General features: G+C 63.4%; 14 protein-coding genes. 4 read left to right on the top strand and 10 right to left on the bottom strand.

Annotated elements, in window-relative coordinates:
* Positions 1-292: 292 nt before the first annotated feature.
* The gene (locus tag FAZ69_RS09610) at positions 293-1,087 is read right to left on the bottom strand and encodes an alpha/beta fold hydrolase (protein ID WP_136893761.1); all 795 of its coding nucleotides are present in this window, start codon (positions 1,085-1,087) and stop codon (positions 293-295) included.
* A 120-nt stretch (positions 1,088-1,207) separates the two neighbouring features.
* Here FAZ69_RS09610 and FAZ69_RS09605 point away from each other — a divergent pair, with 120 nt between their 5' ends.
* On the top strand, positions 1,208-2,119 hold the full coding sequence (locus FAZ69_RS09605; protein WP_136893759.1) for a LysR family transcriptional regulator: 912 nt from the start codon (positions 1,208-1,210) through the stop codon (positions 2,117-2,119).
* Positions 2,120-2,288: 169 nt separating this feature from the next.
* The gene (locus FAZ69_RS09600) at positions 2,289-3,269 is read left to right on the top strand and encodes a LysR family transcriptional regulator (RefSeq protein ID WP_136893757.1); all 981 of its coding nucleotides are present in this window, start codon (positions 2,289-2,291) and stop codon (positions 3,267-3,269) included.
* Positions 3,270-3,283: 14 nt separating this feature from the next.
* On the opposite strand, the gene FAZ69_RS09595 is transcribed toward FAZ69_RS09600, so the two are convergent.
* Positions 3,284-4,861 carry a methyl-accepting chemotaxis protein gene (locus FAZ69_RS09595; protein ID WP_136893755.1) on the bottom strand — a complete coding sequence of 526 codons (1,578 nt, stop codon included), beginning with the start codon at positions 4,859-4,861 and terminating at the stop codon, positions 3,284-3,286.
* A gap of 609 nt (positions 4,862-5,470) precedes the next feature.
* On the opposite strand from FAZ69_RS09595, the gene FAZ69_RS09590 reads away from it, so the two are divergent.
* The gene (locus tag FAZ69_RS09590; protein WP_439654763.1) at positions 5,471-7,981 is read left to right on the top strand and encodes a penicillin-binding protein 1A; all 2,511 of its coding nucleotides are present in this window, start codon (positions 5,471-5,473) and stop codon (positions 7,979-7,981) included.
* Between the two features lie 209 nt (positions 7,982-8,190).
* On the opposite strand, the gene FAZ69_RS09580 is transcribed toward FAZ69_RS09590, so the two are convergent.
* The 6 genes from FAZ69_RS09580 to FAZ69_RS09555 all read right to left on the bottom strand — a co-directional run bounded on the left by FAZ69_RS09580 (position 8,191) and on the right by FAZ69_RS09555 (position 18,475).
* Positions 8,191-8,652 (bottom strand): SMI1/KNR4 family protein, encoded by a 462-nt coding sequence (locus FAZ69_RS09580; RefSeq protein WP_136893751.1) that lies wholly within the window; start codon positions 8,650-8,652, stop codon positions 8,191-8,193.
* A 168-nt stretch (positions 8,653-8,820) separates the two neighbouring features.
* Positions 8,821-9,192, bottom strand: coding sequence for a hypothetical protein (locus FAZ69_RS09575; RefSeq protein WP_136893749.1), 372 nt, complete (start codon positions 9,190-9,192; stop codon positions 8,821-8,823).
* Positions 9,193-9,428: 236 nt separating this feature from the next.
* Positions 9,429-10,007, bottom strand: coding sequence for a hypothetical protein (locus FAZ69_RS09570; RefSeq protein ID WP_136893747.1), 579 nt, complete (start codon positions 10,005-10,007; stop codon positions 9,429-9,431).
* Positions 9,991-14,664 (bottom strand): RHS repeat-associated core domain-containing protein, encoded by a 4,674-nt coding sequence (locus FAZ69_RS09565; protein ID WP_136893745.1) that lies wholly within the window; start codon positions 14,662-14,664, stop codon positions 9,991-9,993. The genes FAZ69_RS09570 and FAZ69_RS09565 overlap by 17 nt, the downstream gene beginning before the upstream one ends.
* 81 nt (positions 14,665-14,745) lie before the next feature.
* The gene (locus FAZ69_RS09560) at positions 14,746-17,838 is read right to left on the bottom strand and encodes a type VI secretion system Vgr family protein (RefSeq protein WP_136893743.1); all 3,093 of its coding nucleotides are present in this window, start codon (positions 17,836-17,838) and stop codon (positions 14,746-14,748) included.
* Between the two features lie 277 nt (positions 17,839-18,115).
* On the bottom strand, positions 18,116-18,475 hold the full coding sequence (locus FAZ69_RS09555; protein WP_136893742.1) for a COG4315 family predicted lipoprotein: 360 nt from the start codon (positions 18,473-18,475) through the stop codon (positions 18,116-18,118).
* Between the two features lie 153 nt (positions 18,476-18,628).
* Between FAZ69_RS09555 and FAZ69_RS09550 the strand changes: the two genes are divergently transcribed.
* The gene (locus tag FAZ69_RS09550) at positions 18,629-19,006 is read left to right on the top strand and encodes a DUF2784 domain-containing protein (RefSeq protein WP_136893740.1); all 378 of its coding nucleotides are present in this window, start codon (positions 18,629-18,631) and stop codon (positions 19,004-19,006) included.
* 4 nt (positions 19,007-19,010) lie between these two features.
* On the opposite strand, the gene FAZ69_RS09545 is transcribed toward FAZ69_RS09550, so the two are convergent.
* Together FAZ69_RS09545 and FAZ69_RS09540 are read right to left on the bottom strand one after the other, a co-directional pair.
* Positions 19,011-20,231, bottom strand: a complete 1,221-nt coding sequence (locus FAZ69_RS09545; protein WP_169708622.1) for an RtcB family protein — start codon at positions 20,229-20,231, stop codon at positions 19,011-19,013.
* Between the two features lie 5 nt (positions 20,232-20,236).
* On the bottom strand, positions 20,237-22,000 hold the full coding sequence (locus tag FAZ69_RS09540; RefSeq protein WP_136893738.1) for a tetratricopeptide repeat protein: 1,764 nt from the start codon (positions 21,998-22,000) through the stop codon (positions 20,237-20,239).
* Positions 22,001-22,081 lie beyond the last annotated feature (81 nt).

Here is a 22,081-nt window from a genome sequence, read left to right as displayed (position 1 = left end):
TCGCGCCCAGGGGGCGAGTTGGCCGGCGCAACGCGCGCGGTCTTGGCGATGGTGGAAGGTTAGCGGCGGGCGATGCCGTTCGATCGGGCAAACAGACCGGGGTTTCGGCGCTATTTTGATTTTGGCGCCGAGCGGAACAGGTCTGGAGATGTGGCGTAAGGCACGGCTCCATGCCCGTGGCAGGTCACCGAGCCGAGCCGAGCCGAGGCCCGGCTGGCTTCGGCGACCGGCGTCTGGCTTTGGGAAAACCTGATAGACGTGGGCAAACCGGACGATGGAAGAATTCGAAGCGTCAGCGAGCAGAGGCTTCAATTCGCCGATCGACGAACGCCCGGACCATATCCGCAATTTCCGCCGGCGCTTCGAGCGGCGAGAGGTGGCCGGTCTTCGGCAGCACATGCAGCACCGCGTGCGCAATCCGCGGCAGCAGTTCGCGGCGCAAGGTGTCGGGCGTCTCCACCTGGTCGCGTTCCCCAGCGATCACGAGCGTCGGCACGTCGATCGACGCCACCTCGCGCGTGATGTCCTCCAGCATCCCTACTGTCGGCCACGCCGCCTTGGCCTGCGCCGCGCCGCGCAGGCTGTCCTCCACGACCTGTTCCTGAAGCGCGGCGCTCAACGGCCGCGCGGTGAGCACGTGATCGCGCGCGGCTGCGATCGATTCGCGTGACTCGTAGACGTGCCGTATCGCGTCGCGCTGCTCGGCGGGTATCGCCATCGGGGCAGGCGGCGACGGCGCGACGAGCACCAGCCCCGCGAGCCCTTGGGGACGCCGCGACGCCAGCAGCTGCGCGGCCTTGCCGCCCATCGAATGCCCGACGAGCACGTAGCGCGTGAGACCAAGCGCGCCGATCACGCCGGCGGCGTCGTCGGCGTGATCGGCGATGCGGTAGCCGTCGGCGGGCGCGTCGGATCGGCCCCAGCCGCGCTGATCGAGCGCAACGGTCCGGTAGCGCCCGTTCAGATGCGCCATGACCGGCGCCCAGGTGCGCGACGAGCCGCCCCAGTAATGCAGGAAGACGAGCGCGGGCGTGCCGCTGCCCTCGTCCTCTACGTGGATGTGGATACCGTTTGCCGTGATCTTCATGACGTGACTCCTGATAGTCGGGTTGCTGTTGACGTCATCGTAGAGTCGAGCGTCACGATTGATAATCCGCCTCCACCGACATACAGTCGATAGCCGCAATATCGAATCGAGGTGCCGCACATGGACCGGCTGACCAGCATGGCGGTGTTCGCCGCCGCCGTGGACGAAGGAAGCCTCGCCGCCGCGGCGCGGCGCTTCGGCCTCTCGCCGGCGATGGCCGGCAAGCATGTGAGCGCGATCGAGGCCGACCTGCAGGCGCGGCTGCTCCAGCGCACGACGCGCCGCCTCGCCTTGACCGAGGCCGGCGCCGCCTACTACGCGCGCTGCCGACGCATCCTCGAAGAGTTCGACGACGCCCGGCGCGAAGCCGCCGATGCGCAGCACACGCCGCGCGGCACGTTGCGCATCGCGGCGCCGGTCACGTTCGGCGCGCTGCATCTGGGCGGCGTGATCGCGCGCTATGTCGAGCGCAATCCCGAGGTGAACCTCGAAATCGTGCTCAGCGACGGCTTCGCCAACCTGCTCGAGGAGGCCATCGACGTGGCGATCCGCATCGGCCGCCTGCCGGATTCCGAGCTCGTCGCGCGCCGGCTCGCGCGCTGCCGGATGGTGGCGTGCGCAGCGCCGGCCTACCTCGCGCGCCGCGGCGCGCCGAAGACGCCCGAGGCGCTGCGCGAGCACCCGCGGCTCGCATTCAGCGACGCGGTATCGGCAGGCGACTGGACGTTCTTCGATCGCGACGGCGCCGCGCATCGCGTCGACGGCCGCGTATCCATCGCCGCCAACAACATGCAGATGCTGCTCGCGGCGGCAGTCGCCGGGGCGGGCGTCGCGTTCGGCCCGAGCTTCGTGTTCGGCGATGCGTTGCGCAAGGGCGAGCTCGTCGCCCTGCTGCCCGACTACGGCACGGCGGACCTGACGATCCAGGCCGTCTTCCCGAGCGCGCGCCACCTGCCGCTCAAGGTGCGGCGCTTCGTCGATGCGCTGGCCGAGGAGTGGGGCAACGAGCCGCCGTGGGACCAGATGGAATAGCGCTCGGGGTTCGGCAACCTGACAGCATTGTCATCTTCGGGTCAGGATTGGGACATGGTGCGCTCTTTACAATCGCTTACATGAGTTGATGCCGTGTGAGAGCGCCGAATCACAATGCTTGGGCACGCGGCTGTTGCGACAGCGTTGCATGGAATCATGGGGTGCCATCATGGATCATTTGCAGTCGGTGCGGATATTCGTCAAGGTGGCGGATGTCGGCAGCTTTGTCGGCGCGGCCAATGCGCTCGACATTTCCAATGCGGTCGTGACGCGCCACGTCGCCGACCTCGAAAGCCGGCTCAGCACGCGGCTCCTCCATCGCACGACGCGCAGCCTCTCGCTGACCGAATCCGGTCAGGTCTACCTCGAACGCGCGCGCCAGATTCTCGACGACCTCGAAGACGTCGAGCAGATGGTGACCGCGCGCAATCACGAACCCGTCGGCACGCTGCGCATCGTCGCACCGGTCGTGTTCGGGCTGCATACGCTCGCGCCGGTGCTGCAGAGCTATTCGCAAAGCTATCCGAAGGTCGTGCCCGACGTGACGCTCGTGGATCGCCATGTCGACTTCGTCGAAGAAGGCTACGACGTGGGCATCGTGATCGCGCGGCAGATGCGCACCGGCAGCATCGTGACGCGGCGCCTGACGAACGATTGCATGACCGTCTGCGCGACGCCGGCTTATTTGAACGAGCACGGCACGCCAACGCGGCCCGAGCACTTGATGGACCATCCTTGCTTGAACCCGCCCTCGGAGTACTGGGGCGAGGAGCACGTGTTCAGCGGCGAGCACGGCGACGTGCGCGTGCGGCCGGCGAATGTGATCACGGCCAACAACACGGAAATGCTGCGGCAGTTCGCGCTGCTCGGGATGGGGGTGGCGATTCTGCCGAGTTATCTGATCAGCAAGGATGTGGCGCAGGGGCGGCTGGTGAGGCTGCTGCCGGAGTACCGGTTGCCGCAGGTCGAGATCAATGTCGCGTATCCGAGCCGGAGGCATTTGCCGGTCAAGGTGAGGACGTTCATCGATCACCTCGTGGAGTACTTCGCTCGCAAGGCGGAGCAGGTGGCGGCGTTTCCCGACGGGGCCGGGAAGGGCGCCGTCCCGATGCGGAAAATGGCGGGGATGGAGGCGGTCGCGGCGCTTTGATGCCGTGGCGTCCATCAGATCCTGAACATACCCACCGTCTCGGTCACGGTGTGGGCATTGCCCGCGAGCGTATTGGCCGAGAGCGCGAGGTGATTGACGAGCGACGTATTCTGCTGAGTCAGATCCTCGATGAGATCGAGCGCCTGCTTGATCTGCGAAATGCCGATGCTCTGTTCCGCAGCAGCGGTGTTGATCTCGCCGATCAGCGCGCTGACATCACGAACCGCCTGAACGGCTTGCTGCATCTTGTCTCGCGCGGTCTCCGTGAGCTTGCTGCCCGCTTCGACTTTCTGCGTCGAATCGGCGATCAGCGCCGTGATTTCCTTCGCCGCCGCGGCCGCCCGGCCGGCCAGGTTGCGAACTTCGCCGGCGACGACCGCGAAGCCGCGTCCGTGCTCGCCGGCCCGCGCCGCCTCGACGGCCGCGTTGAGCGCGAGGATGTTGGTCTGAAAGGAGATCCCGTCGATCACCTGGATGATTTCGCCGATCTTCCGCGATGCTTCGGTGATGCCCTGCATCGTCTGCGTCATGGCCTGCACGGCGGCGCCGCTATCCTCTGTGATGCCGGAAGCGTGTCCTGCATTCAACGCGGCGCGGCGCGCCACCTCGGCGGTCTGCTGCACGTTGTTGGCTATTTGCTCCATCGACGCCGCGGACTGCTCGAGGCTCGCCGCCTGCGATTCGGTGCGGGCCGACAGCTTCTGGCTGCCCTCGCTCACGGTCGCCGTCGCCTGCGCCATTCTCACCATCTGGTCGCGCGCATCCGCGACGATCACGCGCGTATTGAGGCTCACCTGATTGACGCACTGCTCGAGCTTCCCGACCACGCCGGTCGGCTTCCAGCTGTTCTCGAGCGTCTGCGTCAGGTCGCCCATTGCGATCCGCGTCACGAAGCCCAGCAAACGGCGTAGCGGGTAGATGAACATGAACCGCATGCGGTATTCCGCCAGTATCCCCAGCACGATGCAGGCCGCGAACGCCACGGCCGCACGCGGCCACGTGAGCGCCGACACGCCGCCGTTCAGGAGCGCGCCCGCCACCATCCCGAGCGTCGCGAGGCCGATCGTCAGCAGATAGGTTTGCCGCTTCATGGTCGGATGCAGGAAGCGATCGAGGCGTCCGGCCAGATCCGTGCGCACGATCGCGCCGCTATCGAGGCGGTGCGCCTGCCGGCCCCGCGTCTGCTCGTCCCGCAGCTTCGCGTAGATCGCCTCGGCGGTCTGGATCTGTTCGCGCGAAGCCTGCGTCTGCACGGCCCGGTATGCGACCACCTCCTTCCCTTCGACGATCGGCATGACGCCCACCTGAACCCAGAAGTGGCGGCCGTCCTTGACGCGATTCTTCAGCACGCCGATCCACGGCTGCTGCTTCTTGAGGGTGGCCCACATGTCCCGATACGCCTCGGCGGGCATGTCCGGATGCCGGATGACGCTGTGAGGCTGGCCAAGGAGTTCGTCGCGCGAAAAGCCGCTGGTCTCTATGAAGACGTCGTTGCAGTACGTGATGAGCCCGGTGGTATCGGTCGTCGAGACAAGCATTTTTCCCGCGGGGAAAGGGACTTCGCCCTGCGCGATCGGCGTTAAGGTGTGCACTCCCGGTCTCCTCTTTGTGTCGTTGTCGCCTGCCTCGGTATGCCACGCAGCGGCGTGTGCGAGCGGCTACGTTACGTGCGTCCGGTGTGGCTGGCTATGGGCGGCCGTCATGGCGTCGCCTACGGACAGCTTTATCGGCTTTCGATACCTGACTTGTAGGGCCGGGGCGGGACGGACGGCGGCCGGTAGCGCGGCGGAATTGACGCGATCGGCGGTGACGCAGAGGGCGCCTTGCCGTTGCCGGGGCCTCGTATCACCCGCCGGAGCCCCGCCGGGCGGCATTTCGCCCGCCGGCGGGTTCGCGGCTGCGCATCCAGTGCAGGGAGTCTTTAGGCTGCCGGCCGATAAGTATTTCGCAAGGCATTCGCGACAAACTTGAATAGCTGGCTTTGCCGATGCGGCCAGTATTCGACGCATATTTTGCGGCGAATAACGTGCGAGCGCGTTGATTGCCCTCCTTCATCTCCGCATGAAAAGCGGAGATTGGACATACATCTGGCAAGCCCCGCGTTTTGATACGATGCACGCATTTCCAGCCGACCCCGTGCCCGCGTGAGCCGCCGATTCGTTTCCCTTGTCCGTAGCCATCTTGCGACCTGGCTCGCCCGCATCAAGCCCGCTATCGCAAGCGGATCGGCGCGGCTAGAGCCGCTCGCCGCAACCGGCTGCGCGCTCCTCAAGCGCGCGCAGGCCGCGGCGCTGTTCCATCTGCGCCACCCCACGCGACGCAGCGTGGCGCTCGCCGTCGCCACCGTGCCCGCAGCCTTCGTCCTTTACGCGCTGCTCCTGATTCCGTTCACGCCGAGCATCGGGGACATCCGCAAGGCGCGCGTCGACGAGCCCGCGCAGATCATGTCGGCCGACGGCAAGCTGCTCGGCGAATTCAAGCCGAGCAACCGCGAATGGGTGACACTCGCGGAAATCTCGCCGCATATGGTGGATGCGCTGATCTCGACCGAGGACCACCGCTTCTACGAGCACCACGGCATCGACTTGCGCCGCACCGCATCGGCGGCGCTGCATACGTTCTCGGGTGATCGCCAGGGCGGCTCGACCATCACGCAGCAGCTTGCCCGCAATCTGTATCCCGACGAGATCGGCCGCGCCCCTACCCTCACCCGCAAGCTCAAGGAAGCGATCACCGCGTTCAAGATCGAAGCGGTGTACAGCAAGCAGCAGATTCTCGAAACGTACCTGAACACGGTGCCGTTTCTCTACAACGCGTACGGCGTCGAGATGGCCGCGCGCACCTATTTCGGCAAATCGGCCGACCAGCTCGACATACTCGAAAGCGCGACGCTCACCGGCATGCTCAAGGGCAACAGCTACTACAACCCGGTGTTGAATCCCGAACGCGCGTTGCAGCGGCGCAATACCGTGCTCGCGCAAATGGTCAAGTACGGCAAGCTCACACCTGCCGCGTATGCATCGCTGCAAAAGAAGCCGCTGCGCCTCGATTTCGAGCGGCAGATCGAGCCGCCCGGCCCTGCGCCGCACTTCGCGCAGCAACTGCGCAAGTGGCTGATCGCGTGGGCCGACCGCAACGACTACAACATCTACTCCGACGGTCTCGTGGTGCGCACCACCATCGACTCGCGCCTGCAGGCGATGGCGACCCAGGCGGTCAGCTGGCAAGGCAACCAGCTGCAATCGATCGCCAACGGCGCGTGGAATTCGCGTACCGGCTGCGCGCCAGGCAGCGATCTGTTCAAGACGTTCATGCGCGAAACGCCCGAATATCGCGCAGCGAAAGACGCGGGACAAAGCGACGGCGAGGCACTCAAGCACCTGAGCGCCGACAGCGGCTTCATGCGCAAGCTGTGCAAGAACAAGAACGACGTGCAGGCGGGCTTCATCGCCATCGATCCGCGCAATGGACAGATCAAGGCGTGGGTCGGCAGCCGCGACTTCGGCGACGAGCCCTACGATCACGTGCAACAGGCACGCCGCCAACCTGGCTCGACTTTCAAGCCGTTCGTCTACGGCGCCGCCTTCGCGGAGGGCGCCAAACCGGACGACACCTTCATCGATCAACCGGTGGCGATCACGCTGACGGGAGGCGAAATCTGGCGTCCTAGCGACGACGTGCCGCCAAGCGGCCGCCCGATGACGCTGCGTGATGCGCTCACGTTCTCGCGCAACCGCATCACGGCGCAATTGATGGAAAGCGTCGGGCCGGCCAAGGTCGTCCGCGTCGCGCGCGCCATGGGCGTGCGCGACAGCGAGCTCAACCCCGTGCCGTCGCTCGCGCTGGGCACGAGCCCGGTCACGCTCAAGGAAATGGTCTCGGGGTATGCCACCATCGCGAACGACGGCGCCTATCTCGAGCCGCGCATGGTCACCCGTATCGAAGATCACAACGGCAACGTGCTGGCCGAGTTCCAGCCTGCGCCGCCGGAACAGGCGCTGCCGGTGGCCGCGACGCAAACGCTCATCGACGTCATGCGAGGCGTCGTCGATCGCGGCACCGGCTCGGCCATCCGCACGCGGTTCGGCATCCGCGCGGACGTCGCGGGCAAGACCGGCACGACGCAAGACAATGCGGACGGGTGGTTCATCCTGATGGACCCGCAACTGGTCGCCGGCGCCTGGGTCGGCTTCGACGACGGCCGCGTGACGCTCGGCAGCGACTACTGGGGGCAAGGCGCGCATAGCGCGTTGCCGATCGTCGGCGATTTCTTCCAACGAGCGCTGCGCGCACGGATCGTCGATCCGCGCGCGAAGTTCATGACCGAGCAGCAGCCGGGCGCATTCGATCAGTTCCGCGACAAGCTGCGAGCCTGGATCGACAACCTGTTCGACTCCAAGCCGAAGCCGGAAGCGCCGCCCGTCCGGCGTTCGCCTCAGCGGACGAATCCCGCGCCCGTCGTGGCCGAAACCGCCGAGCCTGCCTCGGTTCCGGCTTCGGGTGTGGCGGCTTCGGCTCAGCCCGCCGAGATGCCGCCGATTCTTCCGTCTCCGTCTGCGGCGGCCAGCGCCGTTCAAGCGCCTGGTGCGTTACCCGTTGAAGAGCCGGGATCGACGCCTACGCCGACGCCCGATACGCCCGAAAACACATCAGGCTCGATGACGAGCGAATCCTCGCAAAACCCGGCCGGGGGAGATCCACAGGGCCATTAGGATGCCGGGGCGGGCAGCTCAGAGGACAGAGGATACGGCTGTATAACCCGGACTACCATGCATCGAGTTGGCGGTTATCTTACGGGAATCACGTGCATCAAAGACAGGAAACACAACCAAAGCACCCAATGCTTTACCGTTGTTGTCCAACAGCCAGTCTGAGAATGACTTGGGCAGGGTTCATCCCGATTCCGTCTCCGCGGCACGGATCAGTACCCGTCCTCTTCTAGCCCATTTATAAACGAGCGTATTCCATCGGTAAGATGGCGCTTCGCGTGACGCGCGTTTTCTTCGAAACCAACTTCTGCGCGCCATGCATCGACTACATAGAAATAAACACCGTCGCGGTCCAGGCAGAAGTAGTTCCCTCCGTGGTCAATCGCGAACGGAATGAGATTCGGCGAGAGGAACGCTTTCTGCAACCCGAGGGCGTATGTTTCCTCGATCGGCCTGCCTCGCCCGAGTGAATCTTTGAGCGAAAGAAAGCGCTTCACCCAAAGATATTCTCCCCCATCAATCGGCCAATAGGCCTTGCTGGGAACACCACCGTTGGCAAATAACAAATAGTCCTTGAAGTCTTGCGGCAGCTGGACGCCCATGTCGGCTTCAGCGTGTTGAAGGTCGTCCATAGAAACCTGTGGACCGCCATTTGCAAATTCATTCTCGTACATTGCTGCACTTCATGGTTAGCCGCACTTTGGCTTTCGTCCTCGTAGCCACCTTCATGCCGCCTGCCACCTCTTTGATCTCTGTGGCAAGACCCTAACACCTAATCTGCCGGAGTGTGCATACATGAATACGCACGGACGACTTTACCGTCGCTGGGGTAGTTACGTTCATTACGAACCGATGTACTTGTACCTCAGATCGAGTCCGTTACCCGTTTCGATCAGTTCTACATGCAAAATAGGCTCTTCTGCCCTCCCATCTACCCAAAGTACGCATTCTGCCCCCCAGGATCGGCCGTCGTTCATCTCGAAGAGATCAATATACGGTCTCGATCCTCTCTTGCCTGAGAACGCTACATCAACCGGTGCCAGGCTGACACTGGGTTTTCTTCCAAAGTAATCGTCGAGGCACTCGCATATCTCCTCGAGAATTGGTCCGGTAACGCCAAACCTCGACTCTAGTGCCACTTCATCCATGGAGTTAAGCATACTAAGGAATTCAGAAATCACCTTGTAGGCCTGGTCATTCAAGGATGGGTTCATCTCGACCTCAATCGTTTCGATGGTCCCGGTTATACCCGTTCCCCGTCTCGGGGTGCGTTTGATACCAGAGATGCGTTGAATAAGTGGTGTTTCGCTCCCATATATCGTCCACCGAGTAGACCGAAACTCCGCTGTCCAGCAAGGCGCCGTCCGAATAGCGCATTAGCTCGCGATAGGACGCGGGCAGCGCGATCAATATCGTTGGGCACATCTCGCAGCTTCATAAATGGTCGCCGCTATCCGTCAACCATGCTCATAAAAACATCGGCCTCAGCAACTGGCAATGTTTGATCAATGCGCTGCCTGAGTTCGGCCAAGAAGTCAGGTCGAATAGCGAACGTATCGTCATAAATATCTTTCGAATACTGTTGAACGAATAGGTCACACCAAGTCAACAAGACCGTCGCAAACGGCTCCATGGAGCTCGAGGCAACTTTCGCCTGCCACTTCCCAGCGCCATGCCGAGCAAAAAGGATGGCGCAGCCGTTCTCGCTGACTTCTCCGATAATCGGGTCACCGCTTATCGCTCCAAGTACCAGCCATTCATCCGGCCAATCTGGTAGCCGGCGCCCCGCCCTGTCTAAGCGATATCCAATCTGCCCGTCGTTCAAACTCTCTTTGCTCCCATGCAGTCGCAATTCTTCTGCGGACCAGGGAATCAACAGATCGCATCCCTTTAGCGCAGCAAGCCACTTGGAAATCTCCTGATTCGCAGGCAATCCTGCCGCTACCGTTGCAATGACGCTACCTGTACTGCTAGAGCACACACCAAGCATTTGGCGAATTTCATCAAAAATACTATCGACATCTCGCATTTTCACTCTCTCTTTGGTGCTGAGTGATCATGGCCGACCGATCGATCAATCGACCAGATGTAGGGTTTTGGTAATTGCCGCGGTGACCTTGCAAACTGTTCAAATGGTCGCCACCGTTCGGCCCATTCGACAAAAATACGATATTGCGCGGATCCCCGGCCCAAGCAGGGTTACTTTCGACATTGTTAATGTGATGCCCCGTGAATCCAGACACCTTCCCTGTACTTTCCAACTCATCCATCTGTGCAGGCGTCCAGTCCACGGTTCCCGAACCCGTAGTTCGGACTAAGTCCTGTTCACCCCTCCACGCGCGGTTTATGCCGGTTTGACGAGATCCCGCTTGCGGCGTTATATCATCCCGGATCTTGTAACGGACGAGATTGCAGGGTGCCAACCCAAATGGGTCGATCCACGTTACTGGGTTCGAGGCGTATTGATAGACGTTTATACCACCCGCGAGCCTGATCGGATCTTGAGCGATGAAGCGACCGTGCTGCGAGTCATAGTACCGATACCGGTTATACGAATACCCCGTCTCCTCATCCCACTGCTGCCCCTGAAACCGAATCGGATTCCTTGGTTCAACCTGCGCGGCCTTCGACACCCGCGCGATAACTTCCTTCGCTTCACCCCACGCCTTGTACTTCGCTTCCCAGACCACCTCACCGAGCTCATCGGTGAGCAGCTGCGGCGTGCCGATCTGATCACAATGATAGTAAAAGACATGCGCAGATGAAGCCGGCTCCGGCGTACGCTGCAACGGATCATCCTCCGGCGCATACCGATCCGTCGTCTTCCACTCCGGCGTCGCGACACCCTCCACCGCCCCCGCCACATACTGCGCGAGCGGCACGAACGAGCCAACTTCATACACATAGTGCGTGCTGCGCTCACCCACACTTTCAAACGCAAGCGTATCCCCATCCCACCCGAACACAGTTCGAGCGCCATCGACCTCCTTCCCGATCCGCCGCCCAAACGCATCATAGAAATACCGCGCTCGATGCCGTCGATTCACCTCTTCGACATCGGCCGCCTTCATCCGATTGAAGGCATCCCACTCATACCGCTGCACGCCCTGCGGCGACTGCTTCGCAAGCAAATTCCCGCGCGCGTCGTATTCGAAGTGCGTGCCCGCATATTCCTTCAGCAAATTCCCAAGCACCTTGGGCGTTTGCGGTGGCAGCGTATTCTCGTGCCGCAAGCCACCGTCCTCGGTACGCGCCCGCTCCGGACTCCCCGCATCGACGATATTGCTGGCCGGATCGAACGCAAACCGTTCCTTCGCCACCGGACTGATCGCTTCGAGCAACCGCCCGACCGGATCGTACTGATACGTCGTCACGCCCTGGCGAATATCGTCGATCTGCTTGAGCTGCCCCGCAGCGTCATAGCGATACTCTCTCGCCGCAAACGGAGCAGGCGCGCCAGCGCGTTTCAGCGACTGCTCCAACACACGCCCGGCAGGATCGTACTGCGTGCTCTGCGCAATGCGGCTCGATAGCGTGCGTTGCGTCTCGCGATGCAAATCGTCGCGCTCGAACTGGATCAGCTCGCGGCCATCGAGCATCATCCCGTGCACGTGGCCGGAGCCGTACGTCAGCCAATCGACGATATGTCCATCGGGGCGAATCGTCTTGACCCGTGTGCCGATCTCGTCATACTCGTGACGCCAAACATAGCTGCGACGCTCGCCGAACACGTTGTACGCGTGATGTTCACGCACCAGATTGCCGACCGGATCGAAGAAACGCTGCACGCGGCTAAAGCCGTTTTGCGCATCGATCAAACGGCCGCTGCCGTCGTAGGCGAACCGCTCTTCGCTCTCGCCAGCCGCTCGGCGCGAGAGCCGGCCGTTGCCGTCGTATTCGAGCTCGGTGCTCTGCCCGCCTTCTTCGACAGACAGCAATCGCCCGCTTGCAGCGTCATACGCATAGCGCGTCTCTTTACCGTCGAAGCCGATTTCTTCCAGCAACCGGCCGGCCGGGTCATAGCTGAACGAATAGGTCGCGTGATTGGGATCGGTGAGCCCGGAGAGCCGCCCGATCCGGTCATAGCGGTAAGCGAGCACCTGGCTCATCGCATCGCGACGGCTCGCGATCCGGCCCGCCGCGTCGTAGGAGAAATGCGTCGTTCGGTTCAGCGCATCGGTATGCGACAGGAGCCGGCCTTCGGCATCGTGCTCGAGCTTTTCCGTTCCGGCAGGCGTGATCACCGCGCTGGGCTGTCCATTGGCGCCATAGCGATACGTAGCGCTTCCGCCCGCGGCGTCTTTCGTTTCCAGCAAGCGCCCTTCGGCGTCGTATTGCCACTTCGTCGTCTTGCCCGAGCAATCCGTATAGCTCGTCGGCTGGCCTGAAGCGTCGTAGGCCAGCACCTTGGCGCCGCCTTTTGCGTCGACGATTTCCGTAGGCAAGCCCTGCTTGTTATAGCTGTATTTCGTCTCGTTCCCGAGCGGATCGGTTTGCGACGTGACGAGCCCCGCGTCGTCGTACTCGCGCAGCCAGCGATGGCCTTCCGAATCGGTGATCTCCGTCACCTGGTCCTTGTTGTCGTAAGCGAGCTTCACGACGCTGCCGTCGCGGCGACGCTGTTCGATCAGATTGCCGCGATCGTCGTAGCTGAAGCGCTCGACGCTTCCATCCGGATAGATGTGCTGTGTCAGGTTGTGGTTCGCGTCGCGATAGAACCATTCCTCGAGGCCGTCGGGATGGATGATCCGGTAGGTGTAGCCGTCGATGTCGTAGTAGTGGCGGCTGACATTGCCGAGCGCATCCGTCGCGGACACGAGGCGGATGTCGGGATGCCACGCGAGTTTCGTTTCCTTGCTGCCGTCGTCGGCGTATTCGCGAATGCACTTCGCCTTGGGGCCGATGCCGTCCCACTCGAGATTCATGCCGCGACCCGTGCGATCCGTGTAGCGCGTCACGAGGTGATGCTGGTACTCGTAGTCGCGCTTGTTGCCGTAGCGGTCGGCGGCCGAGATCAAATCGCCGTTGCTGTCATACGTATAGCTCGCCAGCCTGCCGACGCGTTCGCCCTCGGCATCGAACTGGATCGCTTCGAGCACGTGCCCCGCGCCGTCGTGCATGAACGCAACGATCGCCTGCGGCGTGATCAAGCGGCTCAGCCGCTGCTGCTCGTCGTAATCGAGCGTGACCTGGTTGCCCGAGCGGTCCTTGATGAAGGCAAGACGGAACGCGTCTCCGCGCTTCTCGTATGCCTCGAGCAATTCGTGGCCGCGCGTGAGCGTCAGCCACGCTTCGTCAAGGCGCGCGAGCGTGATGCCTTCGCCCAAGTCGTCGTGCGTGGCGCCGGCGGGAAGCAGTGGATAGTCGATGCTGCGCCCGCTCGGATCGTGATAGACGAGCTTCGCTTCGTGGATATCGAAGCGCGTGGTGTACGGCGTGATCCAACGCGCGCCGAGTTCGCCTTCGTCATAGGCGGCGAGAAACGATCGATACGTGCGTTCCCACACGATAGGCAGCGCGCCTGGCAGCACGAAATCCGCGTGGTCGATACGTTCGTCGCCGAGCGCGTAGCCGATCGAGTTTGGCGTGCTGCTGACTTTCGGGCAGTTCTTGCAATCGTTCGGCCCGGGTTGCTTGGCAGGGGCTTGCTTGCCCACCGTCTCCAGCTCGCCCTCCGCGCGGTGCAGCTGAGCTTCGGTTTTCCCCGCTTCCTTGATGCCGACGCTCTGCCCCTCATGCAGGCGTTTCGCCCGCCATTTGCCGACCGCCTGCATCAGCGCGTTCAACAGCCACATCAAGCCGCCGACGTCCGAGCTGTTCAAGCCTTTGATTTTCCCGGTCACGAACGGAATGGCCTTGCGCGTCTCCTCGGCCATGTTCTTGAGACGCTGATTCGTCTCGGGCGAGATTTCGTTTGCGGCCCATGTCACGAGATTGGCGGAGTCCTTGGCGAACGCCTTGGCGCCGTCCTCGAGGTACTCCCAGAGGTTGCCCACGACCTTCCTGGCGTCATGCGCGACAAACCCGTCGCCCACGTTCTGCAAATGCGTGCTCGCCGCCCGCACATTGCCGGTCTTGTCGAACAAGGTTCCCGCCGCCGCGCGCTCGAAAATCTGCGCCAGCCCTTCGAGGATCTGGCGTGCATGCTCGGCGCAGGCATTCAGCAACTCGGCGAGTTTCGCCTGCACTTCCTGCACGAAGGCCTCGATCTCGCCCGCGAACTTGGTGCTCAAATGTGCGACCAGCGCGCCGATGACTGCATCCGAGATCGCTTGGACGGTGGCCCCGGCAACCGCCTCGCCGCTCTTGATCAGCTCCTCGCGCGCGAGCTTCAGGAGCGGCCGCGCGCCCATGCGGAATTCGCCCATCACGGGAGGCACGGGGATCACGCCGATCAGGTCGATGCCGAGATTGAGGTAGTCGAAGAAGTCCCTCGATTCGGCTTCGATCAAGCGGGCGATATCCATCACGACGTCGATGGCCGACAGAATGTTGGCCACCACGGGAATCGCATTGGCCACCGACTTGACGCGATCGAACGTGATATAGCCATCGCTCACGCTCTTGAGCCATGCGTCGAACTGATCGACCGCCGAGGCTGCGTCCTCCTTGACGATTTGAACGAGCGGCGCAATGGCGACTTGGGTCGGTTGGACGGCAGGGGTTTGGGCTGCGGGTGAGCTCATGGCGAATCGGGTGCGTTGTGTCGTTGTTTGCGAGGCGTCTTGTGCGCGGGCGTCGGCTTGGGGCGCTGAACCTGCGCTTTCTCAGACAAGACCTTTGAGCGCCGGCAAGCCGCTGCGCGCGGATTGCGCAATCGAACTGACCGCCTTGGCGGCACCGCTCAACTGGTTCGCTTGCGAAAGCGCATTGCCGGCGGCGGACGGCAACGCTTTCATGAGCGCGCCTTGAGCGAGCGATTCCGCTTGCCCCGACGCGGCGGATGCCAGCGCGCCGCCGCCTTGCGTCGCCGCTTTGGCGAGGCCGGCGAGTTGCGATGCGTTTCCGGCTACGCCTCCGAGCGCACTCGCGGCGCCCGCGGCGCTGCCGGCATTGCCCGCAGCGGGCAAGAGCGACGCCATCTGCGAAGCCGCCGCCGCATCGCCGCTCGAAGGCGTCGACGGGTCGGCAGGCCACTTCATGCTCTTGAAGTAGTTGGCAGGCTGCGACGGGTCGCGCGGATCGACGTCGAACTTCACCTGCGCGACGCCCGGCGGCAGGCCGCTCACCGTCGTGCGCCCGCTCGCATCGAGAGCGCCTTGCCGCAGCACGCCGCCGTTGGCATCGAGCACGGAGAACTTCCCGCCCTTCACCGCTTCGCCGTTCGCATACTGATGGAGCAGATCGAGCTGCCCCGGCTGGTCGGGACGCGCGGCCGGCAGCGGATAGCCTTGGCTCGCCGGCCCCGCGAAGCTGTGCTGCGCGCCTTTGATGTCGATATTGCCCGGCGCGTGGATCTCGATGTTGCCGCCCGAGATGCGGATATAGGCGCCGCCCGAGGTGAGCAGGATGCCCTGGTCGGCGGCGGCTTCGATGTTGTCGGTCGCGGAGAGGAGCTTGATCGTCTTCTGCGCGGTGACCTCGAGGTTGTCCGACTGCGCGGTGACCTCGACCTTGCCCTTCGCCGCGAAGAGCTTCATCCCCGCGTTCTGCACGAAGAGGCTGATCTTGTCGCCGACGCTCGCGATCAGCGATTTGCCGGCTGCGAGATGCGTGCTCTGTCCGCTCACCAGGTTGATATGTTCGGTCGCGGCGACATGCACGGACTGCTGTGTCGACAACGCGATGCCGGCAGGACTTCCCATCGCGATCACCGGCTGCTTGAATGCGTTTGCGTTGCCGGTGCCACCGCCTGCCGTGTTACCGCCGCTCGCGGCGGCGCCCGATACGCTGTTCTGCGTCGCATCGGTGAATGACTTCAGCGCATCGTGCCCAGGCGTCAAATCCTCCGCCTGGTGCGCGACGCTCGCCTGCGACATCGCCTCGATCACGCTCTCCGCGTTCACGAGCTGCGATTGCGTTTCGCTGACATCGAGCTGCTGGCTCGCCGCCGATTTCGCGTAGGTCGAGACGTACAGCCCTTGTCCGGCCCGCACCGCGCCATACGCATCGGACTTCAAGTCGAACCCGCTGCCGAGATACGCGCCGCGCGAGTTGCCGTCCTGCGCGATCAGGTAGCCCAGATGCAGCGCCGCATTCGAGCTGCTGCTGTAGAGCTGCACGCGGTTCTGCCCGGTCGCATCGTCCATCACCATCTGGTTGTAGCCGCTGCCCTGATGCTCCTTCGACCGATACCCCGACAGCAGCCCGTTCGAATGCCACTGCGGGCTCGTCGAGCCGTTGTAGGCGCGGCCGGTGACGATCGGACGATCGCAGTCGCCGTCGAGCCAGTCGACCATCACCTCCTCGCCCACGCGCGGCACATGCACGCCGCCGTAACCGCCGCCCGTATCGGACATCGCGACGCGCACCCAGCACGATGCTTTCTCGTCGCCGGCGTTCAGGCGGTCCCAATGGAATCGCACCTTGATCCGGTTCAGCGAGTCCGTATGGACCTCTTCGTTCTCGGGCCCGACGACGATCGCCGTCTGCATCCGCATCTTCGGCTTGTGATGTTCGAGCGGACTGCGATACGCCACGGCCTTGCGCTGCGCCTCGATCTCGACCAGGAAGAAACCTTCGCTTCCGTCCGTGTGCGGCGCCGTGAGCACATCCGATGCATGAGCATGCGCGGCCCTCACCGACGCGAGCTGCGCTTGAAGGCTGTGCGGAAAGAGCGGCTGCTGCGCCGAGACGGGCAGGTTGTTTTCGATGAACCACGCGGCCTCGATGATCGCGAACTGGCGGTTCTGCGCGCTGTCCTGGTCGTGCTCGGGATGATCGGCCAGTTCGAACCAGCGGCCCGCGTCCGCGCCGCGCAGGGCGCCGGCGCCATGAAAGCGCTTGGCGCGCGACTCCCACTCCTCCATGCGGATCTGCGTGAGATGGTCGCCGCGCTGCTGATCGTTGTACGAGTACGCGCCCGTGTATTCGTAGACCTCGGCCTGCTGCGGGAGATCGCCCTGGGTCGCGAGCGTCGGCACCGACGTGCCCTTCGGATTGCCGGCGGCCGACGGCGCCTTGTAGTCGAAGGTGCGCGTGGTGAGCGTCGTGCTCTGCAGCGTGCGCGTGCCGGACCACTGCACGAGCGCGTCGGTCTCGCTGCCGGTGCCCGCTCGATAGAACTGCACCGACTGCGGCGAGAGCGCGTTCAGCGACGAGAGGTTGTCGGTCACGACGAGCGTATGCGACTTGCCGTCCTGCGCCTGCTCGAACCAACCGTAAAGGCCTTCGCTTTCCATCAGCCGCAGGCAGAAATTCCAATCGTCCTCGTATTGCACGCAGAACGAGCGCGACGGCAGGGGGTTTTGCAGCGCGAAGCGGAATGCGCCTTGCGCTTGCGGGTGCTGGTTGAAGACATCGGCAAGGATGGCGTCGGCGGATTTATCCTGCCAAATGCGAGCGTCCTTGCGGAACTTCAGAAAATGCATCCACGACGCGAACGCGAATTGATATGTCGTCAGGCCGCTATCCGAACCGAGACGGCGCGCGGTGTGGACATAACCGTGATGCGGCAAATAGGTTTTATCGGACTGCTGCATCCAGAGCGTGATGGGCTGCGCAATCAGCTTCTTGAGTTCAATGGCATCGGACGTTGAAACGGCGTCGAGCGTGAATTCGAAGTGACGGCCGAGCCGCGCATGGCCGACTACGCGTTGCGGCAGCAGGACGTTCTCGCCGAGAGGCGTGTCGAGCTTCAGGAGGCGCTCGCGCTGGATCGGGCCGCCGTTAATCACTCCGATTATGTCCTGCGCTCCCATATTCACCTCTTTTACCGCCGGATTTAACTCGCGGGATAATACAGAGGAATCAAGGGTTTTCGCAATCGGGACGTTAAAAGGAAGTGTTAAATCGGAACAAATTGCATGCCGGAGGCGCCGGAATTGAATGTGTCAGCAGAAAATACCGGCGCCTTTAATTTACCTCGCTCGACTATATCGCCAGCGATTCAGTCAAAATCGCACAATGGCGAAATCAATCGAGGGATGGCGCCGGGAAACCTCGATTCCCGGCCAGCCGGATTCGAAATGCGCACTGTCAAGGCTTGACGACATGCCACATGCCCTTGAAGCCGTCGCCGTGCATCTCGCCGGGCTTTGTGTCCTTGGCGAAGCGATAGAGCGGATGCCCTTTGAAGGCCCACTGGTTTTTCCCGTCGGCGGTGGGAATGAAGCTCAAGTCGCCGCTCGCCTTGTCGTACGAATCGGCCGTCGCGGCGGGCCACATCGTCGTGCAGCCGCCAGTGCAGGCGCTTTTTCCGGGCACGGTGTCCTTGTCGAACATGTAGAGCGTCATGCCGTCGTCGTCGACCATCATGCCGTTCGCCATCTTTGGCGGCTCGGCGAACGAGACGGCAGGGATCGAGCAGATGGCGACGCAAAGCAAGGTCTTGATCATGATTTCCGTCCTCCTCGAGATGCGGCGGCGGTACGCGGTGCGTGCCGCCGTGACGAGTAAACGGCCGGCAGGGCGCAATATTCCGTGCAACGTTATTGGCGTTTGCTATCCGCACAGGTCTAAACCTCCGTGCTGACAATCAACCATCGAGCCATGACCACGTTGCTAGCCAACATCGTTCTGATCGTCCACGCGCTGCTCGCGCTTTTTATTGTGTGCGCGCTGCCGGTGATCTGGGCCGGTGCGATGCTTCAATGGGAATGGGTTCGTAACCGCGGCTTCCGATTCACGCATGTGTTCGCGATCTGCGTAGTCGCGCTGTTATCGGTGCTTGGCATTGCTTGCCCGTTGACAGTGCTGGAAGACTGGCTGAGACATGGCTCGGTCGGAAGCCAGGGTTTCATCCAGCACTGGGTAAGCCGCCTGCTTTTCTACGACTTGCCTACGTGGGTGTTTACGCTGGCTTATGTGATCTTCGCCTTGCTTGTCATGCTGACGTGGCGCTGGATCCCACCAAAGCAACACAGGTAGTAGGTCATCCCTTCACACAAACCACCTGCCGCAGCGTATGCACGACTTCAACGAGACTGCGCTGCGCGGCCATCACGGCGTCGATGTCCTTGTACGCCATCGGGATTTCATCGACGACGCCCGCATCCTTGCGACACTCGACGTGCGCCGTCGCCTTGATCTGATCCGCCACGGTGAAGCGCCGCTTCGCTTCCGTGCGGCTCATCGCGCGTCCCGCGCCGTGACTGCACGAGCAAAAGCTCTCTTCGTTGCCGAGGCCGCGCACGATGAAGCTCTTCGCGCCCATCGAGCCCGGAATGATGCCGAGCTGCCCCTTCTGCGCCGACACGGCGCCCTTGCGAGTGACGAACACATCCGCACCAAAGTGACGTTCCTTCTGCACGTAGTTGTGGTGGCAGTTCACCGCGTGCTCGTCGATCTCGAACGGCTTGCCGATCGCCGTGCGCACAGCCTCGATGACGGCATCCATCATCGTTTGACGGTTCAGGCGCGCGAAGTCTTGCGCCCAGCCGACCGCTTCCACGTAATCGTCGAAGTGCTTGCTGCCTTCCTCGAAGTAGGCGAGGTTGCGGTCCGGCAGGTTCGCGATGTGCTGACGCATGTCCGCCTGCGCCAGTTCGATGAACAGATTGCCGATCGCATTGCCCACGCCGCGCGAGCCGCTGTGCAGCATGAACCACACGCTTTCGTTTTCGTCGAGGCAGACCTCGATGAAGTGATTGCCGGTTCCCAGCGTGCCGAGATGCATATGGTTGTTGGTCCGCGCGAGTGCCGGATACTTGTCGAGGATGCGCTGAAAGCGGGGTTGCAGCGCTTTCCACGCCTGATCGACGGCCTCGGGCGGACGGCTCCATGCACCCGGATCGCGCCGTCCCGGCGTGCGTCCGTGCGGCACGGCGCGCTCGATCGCGCCGCGCACGCCCGACAGCGAATCCGGCAGGTCATCGGCGGTGAGCGTCGTGCGCACGGCCATCATCCCGCAGCCGATGTCGACGCCGACCGCCGCCGGAATGATCGCGCCCAGCGTCGGAATCACGCTGCCGATCGTCGAGCCCTTGCCGACGTGCACATCGGGCATCACGGCGAGGTGCTTGAACACGAACGGCATGCTGGCCGTGTTCCGCAGTTGCTCGCGCGCATCGCTCTCCACGGGAACGCCTTGCGTCCACATCTTCACGGCGCGGCCGTTGGCCACTTCCATCAGTTGATAGTCCACTTCACTCATCTCTTTCATTCCCCCTGCTCCCGCCCCTCGCCCGCATCCAGCAGCCGCGCCGCCTCCTGCTTCGCCTGCGCCGCTTCCCGCGGCCTTTGCAACTGTCCATACAACCGGCTCAGATTATCCAGCGTGCGCGCCTCGTCCTGCCGATACGCGACAGGATCGACGCGCGACAGTCCCTTGTAGAGCCCCAGCGCATGCCGGTACGCCCGCTCCGCCTGGCGCGGCCGGTTCGTCCGGCTGAACAGGACGCCGAGGTTGTTGAACGTGCGCGCCTCGTCGGGCTGGTACGCGACCGGGTCGCCGCGCGCCAGCGACTGATAGATCCGCAATGCCTTCAAATAGGCGCGCCGCGCCTCCCGCGGGCGCTCTTCGATGCGATACAGCACGCCGAGATTGCTGAGCGTGCGCGCCAGGTCGGGCCGGTATTGCGCGGGCGTCTCGCGCGCGAGCTGCTGGCGGATCGTCAGCGCCTCCTGGTAGGACTGCTCGGCTTCGGGCAAGCGCTGCATGCCGCTATAGAGATTGCCGAGGTTGTTCAGTGTGCGCGCAAGCGCCGGTCGATACGCGGCCGGATTTTCCTCCACGAGCTGGCGCTGCATCTCCAGCGCCTCGCGATAGGCGTGCTCGGCTTCGTTGGCGCGCTGCGTCGCGTTGTAGAGGATGCCCAGGTCGTTCAGCGTCTTGGCGACGTCGGGGCGGTACGCCGCGGGATCGCGCTCGGCCAGCGCGCGATCGAGCTTCAACGCCTCGCCATAGGCATCCGCCGCGTTCTTCAAGTGCTGGCTGTCGCGGTACAGGGTGCCGAGATTGTCGAACGTCTCGGCGACCGCCGGCCCATACGTCACCGGGTCCGCGTGCGCGAGGGTCCAATACGCTTCGAGCGCGTGCAGGTAGGCGCCCTCCGCCTGCGCCGGTTCCCTCAGGTCGACGTACAGGTAGCCCAGCTTGTCGAGCGTGCGGGCGATCTGCGGCTGCCATTCGGACGCGTCGCCTTCCGCGAGCGCTTGCTGGCGAAGCAGCAGCGCCCGGCACACGGTCTCGGCGAGCTCGAACTGCCGCAACTCGCGCAGCGTATCGCCGTAGGCGCCCATGATCTCCGTATCGTCGGGTTGCAGCACGTACCCCAATTGCAGATATTTCAGCGCGTTCTGCGGGGCGAAGCGGAGCAGTTCGATCGCGGCCGCTGCGTACAGACGATTGGCCTGCAGCTCGAGGGAGCCCTGCCGGTCGCCAAGCAGCGAATCGAGCAAGCTCGATGCGCCCGCGAGATCGAGGCGTTCGATGGCGGCGTCGATCTGCAGTTCGCGCGGGTCCGCGCTGCGCGTGATCGAGGTCTTGCGCAGCAGCGCCCAGTAGCGTTCGTCCCATTGCCGGGCAACGGCGACGAGATCGGTCTCGAAGTGCGGCTTGCTTTGCGCGGCGAGGCTTTCGATCAGCGGCTCGATGTTATCGAAGATCGCATCGGCCACTTGCGCGTTGCGGCCCGCTTGCGCCGCTGCGGAGCGCAGCATCTCGTTGACCGCTTTCGCGAGCGACACCCGCTGAGCGCTCGACAGGCCGGCGCCCGCTGCGGCCCGGTTCAGCGCCGGCACGAGGCGCTTGAACATGCGGGCCGGCGCGCCGCAACCGGCTTCGACCGCGAAGCCGCGCGCGACGCTCACCTCGGACAGCGTTGGCGAGCACACGTCCGGCGCCGTGGCGGCGAGACATCCGCCCCACACCCATGCGCTTGCCACGCCCGCCAGGGCAGCGGCCACGACCCGCGTCTTCATGTTCCCGCACAACGAAGTCCTTAGGACACTGTACAGATTACCGCTTCCATCGGCGACACGTTGCCCGCCTGCCATTCGTAT

It is taken from the genome of Trinickia terrae (assembly GCF_005144415.1).
In the GTDB taxonomy this organism is placed as follows: Bacteria; Pseudomonadota; Gammaproteobacteria; order Burkholderiales; family Burkholderiaceae; genus Trinickia_A; species Trinickia_A terrae.
This window is presented reverse-complemented; position numbering and strand designations above follow the sequence as displayed.

What these genes read in the sequence shown, in the direction of transcription:
- FAZ69_RS09540 (WP_136893738.1), bottom strand. Translation starts at nt 22,000, where the DNA reads ATGAAGACGCGGGTCGTGGCCGCTGCCCTGGCGGGCGTGGCAAGCGCA.
- FAZ69_RS09560 (WP_136893743.1), bottom strand. Translation starts at nt 17,838, where the DNA reads ATGGGAGCGCAGGACATAATCGGAGTGATTAACGGCGGCCCGATCCAG.
- FAZ69_RS09545 (WP_169708622.1), bottom strand. Translation starts at nt 20,231, where the DNA reads ATGAGTGAAGTGGACTATCAACTGATGGAAGTGGCCAACGGCCGCGCC.
- FAZ69_RS09605 (WP_136893759.1), top strand. Translation starts at nt 1,208, where the DNA reads ATGGACCGGCTGACCAGCATGGCGGTGTTCGCCGCCGCCGTGGACGAA.
- FAZ69_RS09555 (WP_136893742.1), bottom strand. Translation starts at nt 18,475, where the DNA reads ATGATCAAGACCTTGCTTTGCGTCGCCATCTGCTCGATCCCTGCCGTC.
- FAZ69_RS09610 (WP_136893761.1), bottom strand. Translation starts at nt 1,087, where the DNA reads ATGAAGATCACGGCAAACGGTATCCACATCCACGTAGAGGACGAGGGC.
- FAZ69_RS09580 (WP_136893751.1), bottom strand. Translation starts at nt 8,652, where the DNA reads ATGTACGAGAATGAATTTGCAAATGGCGGTCCACAGGTTTCTATGGAC.
- FAZ69_RS09565 (WP_136893745.1), bottom strand. Translation starts at nt 14,664, where the DNA reads ATGAGCTCACCCGCAGCCCAAACCCCTGCCGTCCAACCGACCCAAGTC.
- FAZ69_RS09570 (WP_136893747.1), bottom strand. Translation starts at nt 10,007, where the DNA reads ATGCGAGATGTCGATAGTATTTTTGATGAAATTCGCCAAATGCTTGGT.
- FAZ69_RS09550 (WP_136893740.1), top strand. Translation starts at nt 18,629, where the DNA reads ATGACCACGTTGCTAGCCAACATCGTTCTGATCGTCCACGCGCTGCTC.
- FAZ69_RS09575 (WP_136893749.1), bottom strand. Translation starts at nt 9,192, where the DNA reads ATGAACCCATCCTTGAATGACCAGGCCTACAAGGTGATTTCTGAATTC.
- FAZ69_RS09600 (WP_136893757.1), top strand. Translation starts at nt 2,289, where the DNA reads ATGGATCATTTGCAGTCGGTGCGGATATTCGTCAAGGTGGCGGATGTC.